Origin of the sequence: Nitratifractor salsuginis DSM 16511 (assembly GCF_000186245.1) — a bacterium.
Taxonomy (GTDB): Bacteria; Campylobacterota; Campylobacteria; order Campylobacterales; family Sulfurovaceae; genus Nitratifractor; species Nitratifractor salsuginis.
Genome location: NC_014935.1, coordinates 287,995 through 304,131, shown reverse-complemented (window position 1 = coordinate 304,131; position 16,137 = coordinate 287,995). Strand labels below are relative to the sequence as shown.

Sequence of the window (16,137 nt, the reverse complement as noted above, 5' to 3'; positions counted from 1 at the left end):
CGGTTGAGGCTTTTCCTTTCGGTTCCTCACTCCTCATTCCTCATTCCTCATTCCTTTTACCCTTTCTCCTGGTGGGATCGGCGGTGATAGCGCTCCACGATATCGGGGTCGTGATGGAGGTTGATGACGGCATCCTTTTTGCCCTCGTAGGGGATCCGGGAGAGGACATAGCGGATCGACTCCAGGCGTGCCCGTTTTTTGTCGTTGCTGTCGACGATGATCCAGGGGGCGTAGCTGGTATGGGTGCGGCTGAACATCTCCTCTTTGTAATAAGTGATCTTGTCCCACATCTCCTGGGCCTTCTGATCCACGGGGCTGAGCTTCCAGTGCTTGAGGGGGTTGGTCATCCGCTCTTTGAAGCGCTTCTGCTGCGTCTCTTTGCTGATGGAGAACCAGAATTTGATGAGGGTGATTCCATCGTCGATGAGGGCATGCTCAATCTCCGGGACCTCCTTCATAAACTTCTCATACTGCTCCTCGGTACAAAATCCATAGACCGGTTCCACGATGGCCCGGTTGTACCAGCTCCGGTCAAAAAAGACAATCTCCCCCGGATCGGGCAAATGCTTGAAGTAGCGCTGGAAATAAAACTGCCCCGTCTCTACCTCGGTCGGTTTGGGCAGCGCCGCTACGCGGAACTTGCGGGGATTGAGGTACTGGATGAAGCGTTTGATCGCCCCGCCCTTTCCGGCGGCATCCCGCCCCTCGAAGATGATCATCACCCGCTTTTTGTTGTCATAAACCCAATTTTGGAGCTTGATCAGCTCCACCTGAAGCTGGGTGAGCTCCTCTTCATACTCCACGGTACGGATGATCTTGCGGAGCTTTTTTTTCTTGAGCAGCTGAGCCAGGCCGCTTTTGGTCCGCAGCAGCTTAAAGTTTTTCTCCAGATCTTTGAGCGCCTCTTTGCCCTCCTTGTCTTTGACGTGTTCTTTGAGTACTTCCAGATCCTGAAAAATAGTCTTCATCCCTCCCCCTTGTTTTTTTTTAAAGTATATTTTTTGATTCTACTCCTGCCGAACTTAACGAAAAATATATTTGATACGATTCTAAAGCTCCCGGCTGTCCAGGATCAGAGTCACCGGCCCGTCATTGTGGATCTCCACCTCCATCATCGCCCCGAAGATCCCCCGCTCCACCGGCACATACTCCGCCAGCGCTTCGCAGAAAGCTTCATAGAGCTCCCTCGCCTCCTCCGGCACCATCGCCCGCTCGAAACTGGGGCGACGTCCCTTTTTGACATTGGCGGCCAGAGTGAATTGGCTGATTACCAGAGCCGATCCCCCGCAGTCGATCAGGCTGCGGTTCATCCGTCCCTCCTCATCGGGAAAGATGCGTAGATGGGGAATCTTGGCTATGAGTTTGTCGATATCTTTGCGGGTATCCTCTTTGACGACCCCCAGGAGAATATTCATCCCCCGGCCGATCTCTCCCACCACTTCTCCATCGACCCGGACCAAGGAACGGCTCACCCGCTGCAGCACGGCGATCATCGCTCCCGCTCCTTTTGCCAGCGGGCCATAATCTCCAAAACCTCTTCGTCACTCACATCGTACCAACGCTCATAGACCTGGGCTACGGCGTGGAAATTCGGAGGAGATTCCAGAACCACCAGATCGTCCGCCAAACGGGAGAATTCCGCTACTGCATAGGGGCCTGCTACCGGCACCGCCACCACCACTTTGGCCGCACCGGCTTTGCGGCACATCTCCAGAGCCGCGTGCATCGTCGAGCCCATCGCGATCCCGTCATCGACGAGAATGACGGTGCGCCCTTCCAAAGGGGGCAGGGACCGGCCGCCCCGCAGCACCCGGATCCTGCGGGCGATCTCTTTTTGCTGCTGCCGAATGATCACCAGGACCTCCTCTTCGCTCATAGGGATGGAGGCCCTTGGATTGATGTAGACCGTGCCATCCTCAGCGATGGCCCCAAAGCCGCTTTCCGGGTTGAAGGGATAAGGCAGCTTGCGGCAGATGATCAGATCGAACTCCGCCTCCAAATATTTCGCCACTTCGTAGCCAACCTCCACCCCGCCTCTCGGAATCGCCAGGACCAGCAGTCCCGGCGTCCCCCGATACCTCTCCAGTGCCCGGGCTAACTGTCGGCCTGCATCCTGTCGGTCACGAAACATACTGTCCTCCTTTTGTCATTCTCTATTCAATGATAGCACAGGCTCCGGGGAAATGGTGCTGTGTTATAATGGCAACGATTTTATCCAGCAGGAGCCCTTGACGGTGCAGACTCCCCTTCCCCTTATCGACGACTTCCGTTCCATTGTGACTGAAAACCGCCCCCTCATCGATACCCGTGCCCCGGTAGAGTATGCCAAGGGCTCTTTCCCCGAAGCTGTCAATCTCCCCCTGATGAACGACGAAGAACGGGAACGCGTCGGCACGACTTACAAGCAGGAGGGGCACGATGCCGCGGTGAAACTGGGCCACGAACTGGTCAGCGGCGAAGTGCGCCAAAAGCGGATCGACGCCTGGATCGATTTTCTGCGCGCCCATCCCGACGCCTATCTCTTCTGCTGGCGGGGCGGGCAGCGCTCCGAAATCGTTCAGCGCTGGATCTACGAGCACTGCGGCATCGCCGTCCCCAGGCTCAAGGGAGGCTACAAAGCCTTTCGCAACTACCTGATGGACGAAAGCCTCCGCCTGGTCCGAAACAGGGAAATCCTGGTAATCGGCGGGCGCACCGGCAGCGGAAAAACCCTGCTACTCCAGCAGATCGACGAGGCGATCGACCTGGAGGGCTTGGCACGACATAGAGGATCGGCCTTCGGGCGCTATGCCCGGCCCCAGCCCAGCCAGATCGACTTCGAAAACGCCCTCGCCTACGCCCTGATCCGCCACGACGCGGCAGGCCATCGGCGCATCGTCATCGAGGACGAGAGCCGCAACATCGGCCAGCGCTATATCCCCCCCGAGATCTTCGCCGAATTTCAAAAAGCGCCGGTGATCCTCCTGGAACGCCCCCTCGATGAACGCATCGAGATCAGCTATCAGGACTACATCCTCTACGGCCAAAAAGAATACGACGAAGCCTTCCGGCGGGGAGAGACCCCCTACGGATGGTACGAAACGATGCAGCACAACTTCAAGCGGATCCGCAAGCGGTTGGGAGATGAGCGGACCCGGCGCTTCAGTGCGCTGTTGGATGCCGCGTGGCAGGAGCAGCTACGCACCGGAAACCCCGAAGGGCACAAGATTTGGATCCGGGCACTGCTGGAAGAGTATTACGATCCGATGTACGATTATCAGATCGAGAAGAAAAAGGAGCGGATCGTTTTCAGAGGAAACGCGGAGGAGATTTTGGAGTATTTAAAATAAAGTCGCAAGTCGCAAGCACGGGGCTTCGCCCCTCACGTCGCAAGATTTTTTGTGTTAAAAGTTACGTGTTAGGTGCTACAAATTCCCTTATCCAAAATCTATAATCCAAAATTCTCCATTCTCAATTCTCCATTTGACCTATCGGACGATCAGGGCCGCTTCCTGGGGCTCGAGCACTTCGCCCACAATCGCCGCCGCCTCATACCCCTCGCTGCGCAGCCGATCCAGCAGGGCGAAGGCATCGTCCGGGCGCACCGCCATCAGCAATCCCCCGCTGGTTTGGGCGTCGTAGAAAAGAATATCGTCAGGCGTTTCGACTTCCCAGCGGGTTTTGGACTCCAGATAGCTGCGATTGTTGTAGCTGCCGGCGGGGATGATCCCCATCGCCGCCATCTCTCTCGCCTCGGGCACGAGGGGAAGCGACCCGAAATCGAAGCGCAGGCTCACCCGCCCCTTACCGCTCATCTCATAGGCATGCCCCGCCAGGCCGAAACCGGTCACGTCGGTGCAGGCGCTCACGTCGAAGCTGCACATCGCCAGAGAAGCCCGGTAATTGAGCTGGGCCAGGATCTCCGCCACCCGCCTGACCGCCTCCGCCGAAAGCAGATCGGCCTTGATGGCGGTAGTGAGGACCCCCAGCCCCAGGGGTTTGCCCAGGATCAGCAGGTCCCCCACCCTCGCCGTATCGTTGCGATAGATCCGCTCGGGATGGGCCAGGCCCGTCACGCTCAGCCCATAGGTCATCTCCGGCGCTTCGATGGTGTGGCCGCCCACGATTACGCCGCCGCACTCCCGCACCTTGGACGCCCCGCCAGCCAGGATTTCGCTCAAAACCTCCGGCGGATGGTTGCAGGCATCGAAGCCCACAATGTTCATCGCCGTCAGCACCTCGGCCCCCATCGCGAAAACATCGCTGAGGCTGTTGGCGGCGGCGATCTGCCCATAGACATAGGGATCGTCCACCACCGGCGTGATCACATCCAGGGTCTGCACCAGCGCCCGATCCACGTCGAGGCGAAAAACTCCCGCGTCTTCGCTGCTGCCGATTCCCACGATCAAGCGCTCATCGTCACTGCTCAGATCCGCCAAAATATGTGAAAGGTCCCCCGGACCCAGTTTGGCGGCTCAACCGGCAGCTTTGACGAATTTGGTCAATCGGTAACGGTTGTCCAATTCTTTCATTCTCTTCCTCGTCTTTTGACTTATCGCCAACATTATAGCGTCTCATACTATCGGTCATCGGGAGGATTATCGTCACAAGTCGCAAGCACGGGCCTGCGGCCCTCACGTCGCAAGAATTTTTGTGTTAAGTGCTACGTGCTAAGTATTACGAATTCTTTATTCATTACCGATTCCTTGTTCGGTTACTCATTACTCGGTTACTCGGTTGCTCGGTTATTCCTCCTCCATTCTCAATTCATCTCTTCCCACTTCCACTCAATAAATATGCTAAAATTTCCCAATGCATTTTGCCCGCGTGACGGGCCGACATAAGATGCCGGAACCACTCTCTGACACTCTTATCCCTATGCATCTATTTTTGTTGACAGATTTTTTACAAAAGGATGAATGATGCAACGACGTGATTTTCTCAAAACCCTCTCTGTGGCAGCCGCTGCCTCTCTGCTTGGCTCTGCCGGCACCCTGCAAGCCGCGACGATGGCCCCCGAAAGCGAAGAGGAGATTTCCAGAGAGAAGCGCCGCTTCCGTGTCCGCTACAGCTTCGACCTCAAAAATCCCGACGGCAAGGGCCCCTACCCCGCACGGCTCTGGAACCCGATGCCCTATCAGGCCCCCTGGCAGAATGTCCGGATCCTCCATTTCGACGGCAATATGGATGAGTGGAACCTCAACGACGACAACAGCTACGATGTCAACATCCTCTACGCCGGATGGAAAAAATCGCCCAATCCCAAAAAGCTCGAAATAGAGATGGAGATCGAGACCCGCTACCGCAGCGTTCCCCTCGAAGCGATCGAAGCGGCCAGCAAAAAGAACCTCCCCATCCCCGAAGAGGTGCAGCGTTTCCTCAAACCCACCGCCCACATCCCCACCGACGGCAAGATCAAAGCCAAAGCCGACGAACTCACCCAAGGCATCAGCGACTGTTTCGAAAAGGTCAAAAAGATCTACGACTGGGTGACCCTGACCACCTTCCGGGATCCCAAGGTAGTCGGCTGCGGCTCCGGAGATGCCGGCAAAATGATGAACAGCGGCTACTTCGGGGGCAAATGCACCGACATTAGCTCCCTCTTCGTCGCCCTGCTCCGCGCAGCGGGCATCCCTGCCCGGGAAGTCTTCGGCATCCGCCTGGGGCTCTCCCACTACTCCAAAGCTCTGGGCAAAGCCGATGACAAGGGCTTCGCCGACATCACGACCTGGCAGCACTGCCGGGCCGAATACTACATCCCCGGCCTAGGCTGGGTCCCCAGCGATCCGGCGGATATCACCAAACTGGAGCTCGTCGAGAGCCGTAAATACAATGACCCCAAGGTCCAGGAGCTCAAGCGCCGCTATCTGCACAGCTGGGAGATGAACTGGGTCGGCTTCAACTGGGGCCGGGATTTCATCCTCTCCCCCAAACCCGAGCAGTATCCCATCAATATGCTGGGCTACCCCTACGCCGAAGTGGAGGATGAACCCCTCGACTACTACTTCCCCAAAGAGTTCGCCTACCATATCACCAGCCAAGAGATCACCAAAAAGTGAAACTCGACTGCCGCGATCTCGACTGCCCCGTCCCGGTGCTCAAGACCAAAGAGGCGCTGGAATCTTTTGAAGAGGGCATCCTCGACGTCGAGCTCAACACCCTCTCCTCCATCGAAAACATTAAGCGTTTCGTCACAAGCCAGGGACTCTATTTCGAAGAGAAGCGCCTGGGGCCCAGGCACGTGATCCTGAGCATCGTCAAGGGCTACGAATGCACGATCGAGCCTCCCGTTCCTTCAGAGAGTGTCACGCCCGATGACAACCGAGTCACCCGGGAAACGGAAGGGGCACTTTCGAGCCTCAGTAGCCAGGATACCGCCGAAGCACTGCGAGCGGCCCAGATCACCCAGAGTGCCAAAGAGAAGCAGCAAGCAAGGACCTTCTACTCCCTGCTCTTTGGAGGGATCGTCTCGGCCATTTTGGCGAGCACCTGCTGCCTGGGGCCGCTGCTCTTTCTGATCTTCGGTGTCAGCGTGGGATCGCTGAGCTTCCTGCAGTGGTTCGCCCCCTACCACAGCTACTTCAGCCTTGCCGCTGTCGGCGTGGTGGGCTATCTCTGGTTCGACTGGTGGCGGGGGCGCAAAGAGCGCATCGCCTGCGCCACGAGCCTCTGCAAGAACTACACCCTCTACCTGAGCCTGGGGACTCTCTTTGTGGCGGTGATGGTGAGTTATCCCTGGTGGGCGGGATATCTTTTGATGATGGGAGATTGATTTTGAATGGAAAATTGAGAATGGAGAATGGAGAAGGAATAACCGAGCAACCGAGTAATGAGTAACCGAACAGGGAATCGGTAACGAATAAAAAATTCGTAATACTTAGCACGTAGCACTTAACACAAAAATTCTTGCGACGTGAGGGCCGCAGGCCCGTGCTTGCGACTTGCGGCCATAATACTCCCAATGACCAATGACTAATGACCAGTGACAAATTAGAGGAGAATACAAAATGAAAAAAATACTATTGAGTGCCGTCCTTTTGGCGGGCATCCTTCAGGCGGATAAGATCGCGGTGATCGAAGTGGAGGGGATGACTTGCCCGCTCTGCACCGTGGCGATCAAGCGCTCTCTTAAAAAGACCGAAGGGGTTTACAAGGCAAAAGTCAAGCTCAACACCCGCAAAGCGACGGTTCGCTTTCGAGACGATTTGAACACCAGCCGCCTCCTTCAGGCCATCGAAAAGGCGGGCTACAAGGGTAAAATCCTCTCCGTCAGTCCCGCAGAGCCTCAACCCTGATCTGCCGACCTTTGCGGTTGGCTTTGCAATACTCCACCACCATCCCGTGGCTCCGGGCATAGATCTGGGCTGCGGGCATCCCCGCAAAGAGTTCCTTTTCCCGTCCCGCGAGACCCTCCAGCATCCAGGATTGCACCGCATCGTAACTTTCCAGCTCATAGCCCAATGCTGCCAGCAGGCGTGCCGTGTAGCTGTCGACGACGAAGGCTTCCCGGTAGCAGGCGTAGTTGAGGATCGCATCCGCCGTCTCCGGCCCTACCCCCCGGCGCTCCAGAAGCCACTCCCGGCTTACCTCTTGGCGGAAGGCGTCAAAGGAGCCGAACTTCTCCAGCATCGCTCGGCTCAGCTCCCGCAGATTGCGCCCCTTGGCGGTGTGAAATCCACTGGGGCGTATCAAGGCCTCCAAGGAAGCGGCGGGATACTCCGCCAAGCTCTCCGGGTTCAAAAGCCCTTTGTTTCGCAAATTCTCCAACGAAAGCTCCACCCGCTCCCAGTTGGCATTCTGGGTTAATATCCCCCCGACGACTACCTCAAAACTCCCACTGTTGGGCCACCACCAGGGATCACGGGAAGGGTTATCATAGCCGACGGATTTTAGACGAAAAAGAAGTTCAAAGGAGTTATCTATCATTGGATATTTTGTTTAAAGAAGAGTAAAAAATTCTGAAAAGTGCGTTGCAACGCCTACCGCAACTCCTCACTCCTCACTTGAAATTAAGGATTTTTTCCGGCGAAGGGAAGCAGAGCGCTCGCCCAGGTCAGCCCTCCGCCGAAGGTATCGAGCAGCATCAGATCCCCATAGCGCAGACGCCCCTCTTCGTAAATGTCATTGATCGCCATCGGGATGGAGGCGGCGGAAGTGTTGCCGTATTTGTGGACAGTGCGGACGATCTGATCGTCGCGCATCTTCAGCGCGTCCCCAACCGCCTTGATGATCCGATAGTTGGCCTGATGGGGCACGAAATGATCGATCTTCTCGGCAGGGATCTCATTCTTCTCCAGGATCTCCCGCACATCCTTGGTGAGGGTCTTGACCGCCAGCTTGAAAGTTTCGTTGCCTTTCATCTTGACGTACTGCAATCCTTGCTCGATCGCTTCGCAGCTGGCGGGATTGACAGAACCAGGCGAAGGGGTCATCAGAAAGTCGGCGTAGCTACCATCGGCACTGGCGTGGATATCGATGATCCGCTCATCGGGGTCCTGCGTAGCGGAGATCACCGCCGCTCCGGCACCGTCGCCGAAAAGGATACAGGTACTCCGGTCGGTATAGTCGACGATGGAGCTGAACTTCTCCGCACCGATGAGCAGGACATTGCGTTTCATTCCCGATTCGATGAAAGCCTTGGCAATGCTCAGGCCGTAGACAAAGCCGCTACACGCCGCGGAGATATCGAAGGCTTGCACATTTTTGATCCCCAGTTTGTTGGAGATGATGCAGGCAGTCGCGGGCATATTGAAATAATCGGGCGTCACCGTGGCGCAGAGCACCAGGTCGATATCTTCCACTTCCAGCTCCGCCCGGGCGATGGCGTCGCGCGCCGCCTCCACCGCCAGATCGCTTGTGGCAACATCGGAATCGGCGATATGGCGTTCCTTGATCCCGGTACGTTTGACGATCCACTCATCAGTGGTATCGACTATTTTTTCGAGATCTTCATTACTGAGAATTTTCGGGGGGACATAGGCTCCGATGGAGCGCATAGATGCATAGATAGGTTTAGCAGTTGACATAAACTTCCTTCCGCTCTAGTGGAAGTGATTTTAACATAAAGGGGCTTTAGCGTGAAAGAGAACGGCGGCTCAGTCCTGAGCACCGTTGTTGCGTATCAGTAGCTCTTCGATCTTTTTGTTGACATTGGATTCTGAGTAGTTGATCGCCTGGAAGATGGCGTTTTTGATCGCTTTGGCATTGCTGGAGCCGTGGCTGACGATGGCACAGCCGTTGACCCCCAGCAGAGGAGCTCCGCCGTATTCGGCGTAATCGACCTGCTTTTTGAGCCGGGCGAAGACCTTCTTTTTCATCAGCAGCGCACCGATCTTGGCGGGCAGGGACTTTCGGATCTCCTGGCGCATCATGGTAAAGATGGCATCGGCCACCCCCTCGCTCGTTTTGAGAAGGATATTTCCGGTAAAGCCGTCGGTGACCACGACTTCCACACTGCCGTTGAAGATATCCCGCCCTTCGACGTTGCCGAGAAAGCCTGGAATTTTCTTCATCAGAGGGAACGCCTCTTTGGTCAACTCGTTGCCCTTGGACTCCTCTTCGCCGTTGGCCAGGAGCCCGACACGGGGTGATGAGATCTTCATCACCTCCTGGGCATAGACTTCGCCCATCACCCCAAACTCGTAGAGGTTGTGGGGCTTGCACTCCACGACTGCCCCGACGTCCAGGACCAGCGTCTTGGCATTGTTGACGTTGGGCATCAGCGTCGCCAGAGCCGGTTTGGAAATGTGGGGGAGTCGTCCGATCCGCAGGGTCGCCAGGGTCATCGTGGCCCCGCTGTGGCCGGCCGATACGACAGCATCGGCCTTCCCCTCTCTTACGAGCTCCACCGCCTTGTAGATCGAGGAGTCCTTACGGCGCAGGGCGTTGGTGGCCTGATCGTGCATATCGATCACATCACCGGCTTCGACGATCTCTACCTGCTCGAGATAATATTGGGGGAGGAAGGAGAGGATCGCTTCCCGATCCCCAACGAGGATCGGCTGAAAACGACGTTCGTCGATTGCCTGGATGCATCCTTCGATGATGGGTTCGGGACCGAAATCCCCGCCCATCGCATCGATGGCGACGCGGATCATCCCTTTGTCGGGAGACATTAGGACTTGTATTCGCCTGTAACAGGGTTCATGCGGTGGGGCATTCTCCAGGTACCGTCAGCATCTTTGACGGGGCGGGGGAGTTTGACCTTGTAGTGGGTGCGGCGCTTGGCGGCGCGGGTTTTACTGTGTCTTCTCTTGGGTACTGCCATGGGTTATCCTTTCTAATGGGTTTCAGTATTCAATATCCACTTCCCGCTCATCCTCCCGGCATTTCGGGCAATAATGATAAGCGGAGCGGTAGGAGGCGATCTCCCCCTCCATCAATCGGGAGATGTCGATCATGCCGTCCAGAAACTCTATGGTATCCAAATCTTCCGTCACCTTCCGGGCCTGATCGGTGAGGGTCAGGTCCAGAGGGAGACGAAGCTTTTCGGTAAATTCGGAGCCGCATCGGTCGCAAATCAGCCTGATCTCTCCGCTGATCTCCGACTCCATGCTCACTTCATGGGCTCCGGTCCTGAGCAAAGTGCCTTCGATCTCCAGATCTTCCATCCGATGGCGGAAGTTTCCGGGGGAGCGGCCCACCTTGCTAAACGTGATTTTCAAGGAAGTTCCTTAGAGAATCTCCCGCTGGGCGAAGAAGAAGGCGATCTCTTTCTCGGCATTCTCCAGAGAGTCGCTTCCATGCACGGCGTTAGCGTCGATGCTCTCGGCGAAATCGGCACGGATCGTGCCGGGAGCCGCCTCTTTGGGATCGGTAGCGCCCATCAGCTCACGGTTCTTGGCGACGGCATTCTCTCCTTCGAGAACGGAGACGACAACCGGGCCGGAGATCATAAACTCCACGAGCTCGCCGAAGAAGGGGCGTTCTTTGTGTACGGCGTAAAACGCTTCGGCATCGGCGCGGCTGAGCTGGATCTTTTTGATCGCGGCGACACGCAGGCCGTTGCTTTCGAATCGGTCGATGATCTTTCCGATCACATTCTTTTTGACAGCGTCAGGTTTGATGATCGATAGGGTCTTTTCCATCGTAGTTGAGTCCTGATTAAAAATTTGGAGGTGGATAATATCACAAAAAGTATAAAGGGGAGTTTAAAAACGGACGGGAGAGCTTCTTCCCGTCCGGAGGCTAAGGAGTATTTTAGTCCTCGATGACAGGAGCGTGCTCGGCACGTGCCTCGGCGGGGACATCTTCCCGGCAGGGCATTCCCTCGACACACTCGGCCCAGACGATGCACCCTTCTGTGGGACAGGCTTCCGCACAGGCGGGAGTATCATGGTATCCGACACACTCGACACACTTGTCAGCGTAGACGTAGTAAGTGTCCTCACCTGTGGGGTTATCGTCCTCGTCAACGATCGCTTCGACGGGGCACTCATCGATACATGCCGCACAGTTGATGCAGATGTCTGTAATCATTACTGCCATGTGTTTCTCCTTTGTTCGTTTTGTGAATCACACTATAGCACAGGAAGATTAAACGAGTCTTTAAGAAAAATAGGACAAATTAATGTGTAAGAAATGATACAAAATGTAACAGAAAAGGAAGTTATCGATGTATTTGCATATTAGTAAATAGGGAGATCGGAAGACATTAGCGGCAGTTTGAAAAATTATCGGGAAGCTATTTCCAATTCAAAATCTAAAATCCAAAATCTTCCATTCCCCAGAGGGGTCGGCCCTAGAGTCCCAGGTAGGAGCGGATCTCTTCGACCCGGTCGGTGCGCTCCCAGGTAAATTCGGGGAGTTCCCGGCCGAAATGGCCGTAGGCAGCAGTTTTGCGGTAGATGGGGCGCAGGAGGTCGAGGCTTTTGATGATCCCGGCGGGGCGCAGGTCGAAGACATCGCGTACACACGCTTCGAGCCGGGACTCTTCCACGTTGGCGGTGCCGTGGGTATCAACCATAATGGAGACCGGCTCCACGACCCCGATGGCGTAGGCGATCTGGATCGTTACCCGTTCGGCCACGCCGGCCGCGACCAGGTTTTTGGCGACCCAGCGGGCGGCATAGGCGGCGGAGCGGTCGACTTTCGTGGGGTCCTTGCCGCTGAAGGCTCCGCCGCCGTGGGGGCAGCTCCCGCCGTAGGTATCGACAATGATCTTGCGTCCCGTCAATCCCGCATCCCCCTGGGGGCCGCCGATGACGAAGCGGCCCGTGGGGTTGATGTGGTAGACGATATCCTCGGCACGGAGCTCTTCGGGGATCACTGCGTGGATCACCTCCTGGAGCACATCCCGGTGAAGCTGTTTCTGCTCGATCTCCGGGGCGTGCTGGGTGGAGACGACGACCGTGGTGACCTCCACCGGCTTGCCGTCACGATAGCGCACACTCACCTGGGCTTTGCCGTCGGGCCGCAGGTAGGGAAGAGTCCCATCCTTGCGCACTTGGGCCAGGCGGGCGGTGATCTTGTGGGCCAGGGAGATGGGCAGAGGCATCAACTCCTCCGTCTCTTTGCAGGCATAGCCGAACATCAATCCCTGATCCCCCGCTCCGATCTCGCCGGAAGCCTGGTCGACCCCCTGGTTGATGTCGGGGCTCTGCTCTCCGATGCCGTTGAGCACGCCGGCGCTGCGGTAGTCGAAACCGAAGCTCGCATCGGTATAGCCGATCTCGCGCACCACTTCACGGGCGATCTCCTGCATGGGAGCGTAGGCGTGGGTCTTGAGCTCTCCTGCGATGACACAGTAGCCGTTGCTCAGCAGGGTTTCGCAGGCGACTCTCGCCCCCTTGTCCCGCTCGATGATGTAGTCGAGGATTGCGTCGCTGATCTGGTCCGCCATCTTGTCGGGATGGCCTTCGGTGACCGATTCGCTGGTAAAAATATACTCTTTTGCCATAGGCTTCCTTTATCCTTTGCTTACGGATTTCTTTTCGGAATTATATACTCTTCCGTCTCCCCCATCCTTGGAGGACGTCTCCAGGCGTTGCGCCACCTTTCGGGCCAACTGATTCGGCCGCAGGCCCAGGTGCTCTTCTACTACCTCTGTTTTGCCGTGGGGGATGAAACGGTCTTCATATTCGAAGCTTTCCAGAGTGACCCCTTCGATCCCCTCCTCTTCGAAGAACTCCTCAAGCGCGGAGGCGACCCCTCCGATCCTGGCCCCCTCGCTGAAGACGAACCATTGCCGGTAGCGCCGGGCCAATTCCCTCAGAAGCTCCCGGTCGAGGGGCTTGACGAAGCGCAGATCCAGGATCGCGGGACGGAGCTCCTCCAAGTGTTTGGCAGTCTCCAGAGCCCGCCCGACCCCGTTGCCGTAGCCGACGAAAAGGACTTCCTCCCCCTCCCGGAGCAGATGGGCCCGACCGGTCTCATAGTCGGGAACGTCGAAATCCTCCGCCATAAAAGCCCCCCGCGGATAACGGATCGCCAGCGGCATGGGAAAATCGACGGCAAAGCGGAGGGCCTTTTTGAAGCTGCGCTCATTGAAGGGGGCCATCAGGGTCATATTGGGGATGGGACGCAGATAGGAGATATCGAAAGCCCCCTGATGGGTCTCTCCGTCTTCTCCCACGATCCCCGCACGGTCGATGGCGAAGGTGACCCCGACGTTCATCAGGGCGATGTCGTGGATCACCTGGTCGTATCCCCGCTGCAAAAAGGTGGAGTAGATGGCGCAGAAGGGTTTGAAGCCCTCTTTGGCCAGCGGGCCCATACTGGTAACGGCATGCTGTTCGGCGATCCCCACATCCCAGAAGCGCTCCGGGTATTTTTCCAGGAGAGGAGAGAGGCCGGTCCCGCCGGGCATAGCGGCGGTGACCCCCACGATCTTCTCATCGCGGGAGGCGAGTTCCTGGAGGGTTTCGCTGAAGATCTGCGTTGCACTTTTGGCTCCGGCGCTCTTTTTCAGCGGCTCCCCCGTCTCGATATCGAAGGGCCCCACCCCGTGCCAATGTTCCAGGGGCCCCTCGGCGATCTTGTACCCTTTGCCCTTGATGGTCTGGGCGTGGACGATCACCGGCTTGCCCATCGATTTGGCGATCTGGAGGGTGTGGATGATGGAGGGGATATCGTGCCCGTCGATGGGGCCGATGTATTCGATCCCCAACTCTTCGAAAAGCATCCCGGGAGTGATGAGGCGAAAGGACTCTTCGAACTTTTTCGCCATATAGGTCGCCCCCTCCGGGAGCATCTCCAGGAGGCTTTCGGTTTTGCGCTTGAGCTTCTGGTAGAAGGGGCCGGCCATCCCTTTGGAGAGGTAGCGGCTGATCGCCCCGATGGGTTTGGCGATGCTCATCTCGTTGTCGTTGAGGATGATCACCACCGGATATTTGCGGTCGCCCAGCTCGTTGAGGGCTTCATAGACCATCCCGGCGCTCATACTCCCGTCGCCGATCATCACCACGGGGATGCGGTCCTCCCCTTTGAGCCGGATCGCCTTGGCGGCGCCCACCGCCAGAGAGATGGAGGTGGAACTGTGGCCCGCCTTGTAGTAGTCGTAGGGAGATTCCTCGGGGTTGGTATAGCCGCTGATCCCGCCGAACTGCCGCAGGGTATCGAAGGCGTCCCAGCGGTCGGTCAGCAATTTGTGGGCGTAGGCCTGGTGGGAGACATCGAAGATAAAAGGATCCTTTTGGGCATCGAAGACATAGTGCATCCCGATGATCAGATCCACCGCTCCGAGGGTGGAGCTGAGATGCCCGCCGTTGCGGCTGACCACTTCCAGGATCCTTTGGCGGATCTTTTGGGCCAGCTCCTGCAACTCTTCGGGGCTTTTATCTTTGATCTGCATCCGAGTCCTCTCCTTTCATCAGCGCGGCGACGACCAGCTGCCTCGCTCTGGCGGGGCTGAGCCGTTTCCCTTTCAGGGAGAGCTCTTCGAGCAGGGCTTCGTACCATGCGTCATCGCAGCGATGCTTGTAGAAGAGCAGGCTGCGTGAGCCGCGCCCGGATACTCCCCACGCTTCGAGCCCTACCGGCTCTCCCCGCTCTCCGGGACGGGAGATCACCTTGGCCTTTCTCATCCCAGGACCTCATCCATGGCACTGAAGAGCCGGTCGTTCTGCTCCGGGGTCCCGATGGTGATCCGCAGAGCGTTCATTCCGTAGCTCGCCAAATCCCGCACGATCACTCCCCGACGCAGCAGGGCATCGGCGATCTCCGATGAGTTGCGCTCTTCATCGAAGAGCCAGGTAATGAAATTGGTATAGCTCTCGATGTACTCAAAACCCCGCTCCCGGGCATAAGCCTCATACCGGGGGAGCTCCTGCCGATGGATCTGTAGGGATTTCTGGACGAAGGCTTCATCTTCGTTGGCGGCGATGGCCGCGGCCAGGGAGAGGGTCGTGATGTTGAAGGGGGGACGCAGCTTCATCAGGGCTTGAATGATCTCGGGCCGAGCGATGCCGTAGCCGACCCGCATCCCGCCCAATCCGTAGGCCTTGGAAAAGGTTCCCAGATAGACGGCATTGGGGTAGCGCAGGATCTCCGCAGGGTCGATGCGGTAGGCCGGGTCCTTGGCCGCGGCGTACTCCATATAGGCACCGTCGACGACGACCAGGGTCTCGGGATCCGCCGCTTCGATGATCGCGAAGAGGTCCTCCCTGCTCGTCGCGTCTCCTGTGGGGTTGTTGGGAGTGCAGAGGAAGACGACGTCAGGGCGATGGGCTTGCATCATGGGGATGAACTCATCGGGGCGGTGGCGGTAATCCTCGGTACGCAGGATCCGGGCTCCCTGCTGGAGGGCATAGATGCTGTACATCGCGAAAGTGACCCGGCTCATCAGGACCGAGCTCTCTTCATTGAGCTTCGCCCGGGAGATGAACTCAAGGATCTGGTCGCTCCCCGCACCGATGATCAGAGACTCTTCGGGGACCCCGAAGCGCCGGGAGAGGGAGGCTTTGAGCTCGAACATGCTGTCGTCGGGGTAGAGGTGGGCCTTGTCTGCATTGGCCCGGATCGCCTCCGCCACTTTGGGGCTGGTCCCCAGAGGGTTCTCGTTGGAAGCCAGCTTGACCACCTGATCGGGCTCGATACCGAACTCCCGGACGACCAGTTCGATCGGCTTGCCCGCTTCGTAAGTTTTGATTTTGTCAAGCGTTTTATTGAATTTCACTCCACTCTCCTCTGTTTTTCTGCTCTCTGCTCTATCTTATCGAT

The 16,137-nt window shown here is 57.2% G+C and carries 19 protein-coding genes; 4 read left to right on the top strand and 15 right to left on the bottom strand.

The features are described from left to right. Positions 1 to 56: 56 nt before the first annotated feature. The 3 genes from ppk2 to NITSA_RS01595 all read right to left on the bottom strand — a co-directional run bounded on the left by ppk2 (position 57) and on the right by NITSA_RS01595 (position 2,131). On the bottom strand, positions 57 to 968 hold the full coding sequence (ppk2, locus tag NITSA_RS01605; protein ID WP_013553281.1) for a polyphosphate kinase 2: 912 nt from the start codon (positions 966 to 968) through the stop codon (positions 57 to 59). Between the two features lie 81 nt (positions 969 to 1,049). After that, complete coding sequence (gene dtd / locus NITSA_RS01600; RefSeq protein WP_013553280.1) at positions 1,050 to 1,493, bottom strand: D-aminoacyl-tRNA deacylase; 444 nt, start codon at positions 1,491 to 1,493, stop codon at positions 1,050 to 1,052. Further along, positions 1,490 to 2,131 carry a phosphoribosyltransferase gene (locus NITSA_RS01595; protein WP_013553279.1) on the bottom strand — a complete coding sequence of 214 codons (642 nt, stop codon included), beginning with the start codon at positions 2,129 to 2,131 and terminating at the stop codon, positions 1,490 to 1,492. Before NITSA_RS01595 ends, dtd begins: the two co-directional genes overlap by 4 nt. 52 nt (positions 2,132 to 2,183) lie before the next feature. Here NITSA_RS01595 and mnmH point away from each other — a divergent pair, with 52 nt between their 5' ends. After that, the gene (mnmH, locus tag NITSA_RS01590; protein WP_013553278.1) at positions 2,184 to 3,329 is read left to right on the top strand and encodes a tRNA 2-selenouridine(34) synthase MnmH; all 1,146 of its coding nucleotides are present in this window, start codon (positions 2,184 to 2,186) and stop codon (positions 3,327 to 3,329) included. Between the two features lie 138 nt (positions 3,330 to 3,467). On the opposite strand, the gene selD is transcribed toward mnmH, so the two are convergent. Beyond that, a complete protein-coding gene (gene selD / locus NITSA_RS01585) occupies positions 3,468 to 4,502 on the bottom strand; it encodes a selenide, water dikinase SelD (protein ID WP_013553277.1) in 1,035 nt (344 codons plus the stop codon). Between the two features lie 399 nt (positions 4,503 to 4,901). Between selD and NITSA_RS01580 the strand changes: the two genes are divergently transcribed. The 3 genes from NITSA_RS01580 to NITSA_RS01570 all read left to right on the top strand — a co-directional run bounded on the left by NITSA_RS01580 (position 4,902) and on the right by NITSA_RS01570 (position 7,274). Further along, entirely contained in the window at positions 4,902 to 6,038 is a 1,137-nt protein-coding gene (locus NITSA_RS01580) for a transglutaminase-like domain-containing protein (RefSeq protein ID WP_013553276.1), read from the top strand. Then, positions 6,035 to 6,751: a mercuric transporter MerT family protein gene (locus NITSA_RS01575; RefSeq protein WP_013553275.1), complete on the top strand. Its 717-nt coding sequence runs from the start codon at positions 6,035 to 6,037 to the stop codon at positions 6,749 to 6,751. Before NITSA_RS01580 ends, NITSA_RS01575 begins: the two co-directional genes overlap by 4 nt. 235 nt (positions 6,752 to 6,986) lie before the next feature. Then, positions 6,987 to 7,274 carry a heavy-metal-associated domain-containing protein gene (locus tag NITSA_RS01570; RefSeq protein WP_013553274.1) on the top strand — a complete coding sequence of 96 codons (288 nt, stop codon included), beginning with the start codon at positions 6,987 to 6,989 and terminating at the stop codon, positions 7,272 to 7,274. Here NITSA_RS01570 and NITSA_RS01565 read toward each other — a convergent pair. The 11 genes from NITSA_RS01565 to hisC all read right to left on the bottom strand — a co-directional run bounded on the left by NITSA_RS01565 (position 7,249) and on the right by hisC (position 16,093). Further along, the gene (locus NITSA_RS01565; protein WP_013553273.1) at positions 7,249 to 7,905 is read right to left on the bottom strand and encodes a 3-methyladenine DNA glycosylase; all 657 of its coding nucleotides are present in this window, start codon (positions 7,903 to 7,905) and stop codon (positions 7,249 to 7,251) included. The two genes, NITSA_RS01570 and NITSA_RS01565, sit on opposite strands and share 26 nt — an antisense overlap. Positions 7,906 to 7,988: 83 nt before the next feature. Continuing rightward, positions 7,989 to 9,005 (bottom strand): beta-ketoacyl-ACP synthase III, encoded by a 1,017-nt coding sequence (locus tag NITSA_RS01560; RefSeq protein WP_013553272.1) that lies wholly within the window; start codon positions 9,003 to 9,005, stop codon positions 7,989 to 7,991. A gap of 69 nt (positions 9,006 to 9,074) precedes the next feature. Then, positions 9,075 to 10,076 (bottom strand): phosphate acyltransferase PlsX, encoded by a 1,002-nt coding sequence (gene plsX, locus NITSA_RS01555; protein WP_042204067.1) that lies wholly within the window; start codon positions 10,074 to 10,076, stop codon positions 9,075 to 9,077. 17 nt (positions 10,077 to 10,093) lie between these two features. Then, positions 10,094 to 10,246: a 50S ribosomal protein L32 gene (gene rpmF, locus NITSA_RS01550; protein WP_013553270.1), complete on the bottom strand. Its 153-nt coding sequence runs from the start codon at positions 10,244 to 10,246 to the stop codon at positions 10,094 to 10,096. Between the two features lie 22 nt (positions 10,247 to 10,268). Further along, positions 10,269 to 10,643 carry a YceD family protein gene (locus NITSA_RS01545; RefSeq protein WP_013553269.1) on the bottom strand — a complete coding sequence of 125 codons (375 nt, stop codon included), beginning with the start codon at positions 10,641 to 10,643 and terminating at the stop codon, positions 10,269 to 10,271. A 9-nt stretch (positions 10,644 to 10,652) separates the two neighbouring features. Next, a complete protein-coding gene (gene ndk, locus NITSA_RS01540; protein ID WP_013553268.1) occupies positions 10,653 to 11,066 on the bottom strand; it encodes a nucleoside-diphosphate kinase in 414 nt (137 codons plus the stop codon). 112 nt (positions 11,067 to 11,178) lie between these two features. After that, positions 11,179 to 11,466: a 4Fe-4S dicluster domain-containing protein gene (locus NITSA_RS01535; protein ID WP_013553267.1), complete on the bottom strand. Its 288-nt coding sequence runs from the start codon at positions 11,464 to 11,466 to the stop codon at positions 11,179 to 11,181. Between the two features lie 253 nt (positions 11,467 to 11,719). Then, positions 11,720 to 12,877, bottom strand: a complete 1,158-nt coding sequence (gene metK, locus NITSA_RS01530) for a methionine adenosyltransferase (RefSeq protein WP_013553266.1) — start codon at positions 12,875 to 12,877, stop codon at positions 11,720 to 11,722. Positions 12,878 to 12,886: 9 nt separating this feature from the next. Next, positions 12,887 to 14,770 carry a 1-deoxy-D-xylulose-5-phosphate synthase gene (gene dxs / locus NITSA_RS01525; RefSeq protein ID WP_013553265.1) on the bottom strand — a complete coding sequence of 628 codons (1,884 nt, stop codon included), beginning with the start codon at positions 14,768 to 14,770 and terminating at the stop codon, positions 12,887 to 12,889. After that, the gene (locus tag NITSA_RS01520; RefSeq protein WP_013553264.1) at positions 14,754 to 15,002 is read right to left on the bottom strand and encodes a hypothetical protein; all 249 of its coding nucleotides are present in this window, start codon (positions 15,000 to 15,002) and stop codon (positions 14,754 to 14,756) included. Before NITSA_RS01520 ends, dxs begins: the two co-directional genes overlap by 17 nt. Further along, positions 14,999 to 16,093: a histidinol-phosphate transaminase gene (gene hisC / locus NITSA_RS01515; protein ID WP_013553263.1), complete on the bottom strand. Its 1,095-nt coding sequence runs from the start codon at positions 16,091 to 16,093 to the stop codon at positions 14,999 to 15,001. The genes NITSA_RS01520 and hisC overlap by 4 nt, the downstream gene beginning before the upstream one ends. Positions 16,094 to 16,137 lie beyond the last annotated feature (44 nt).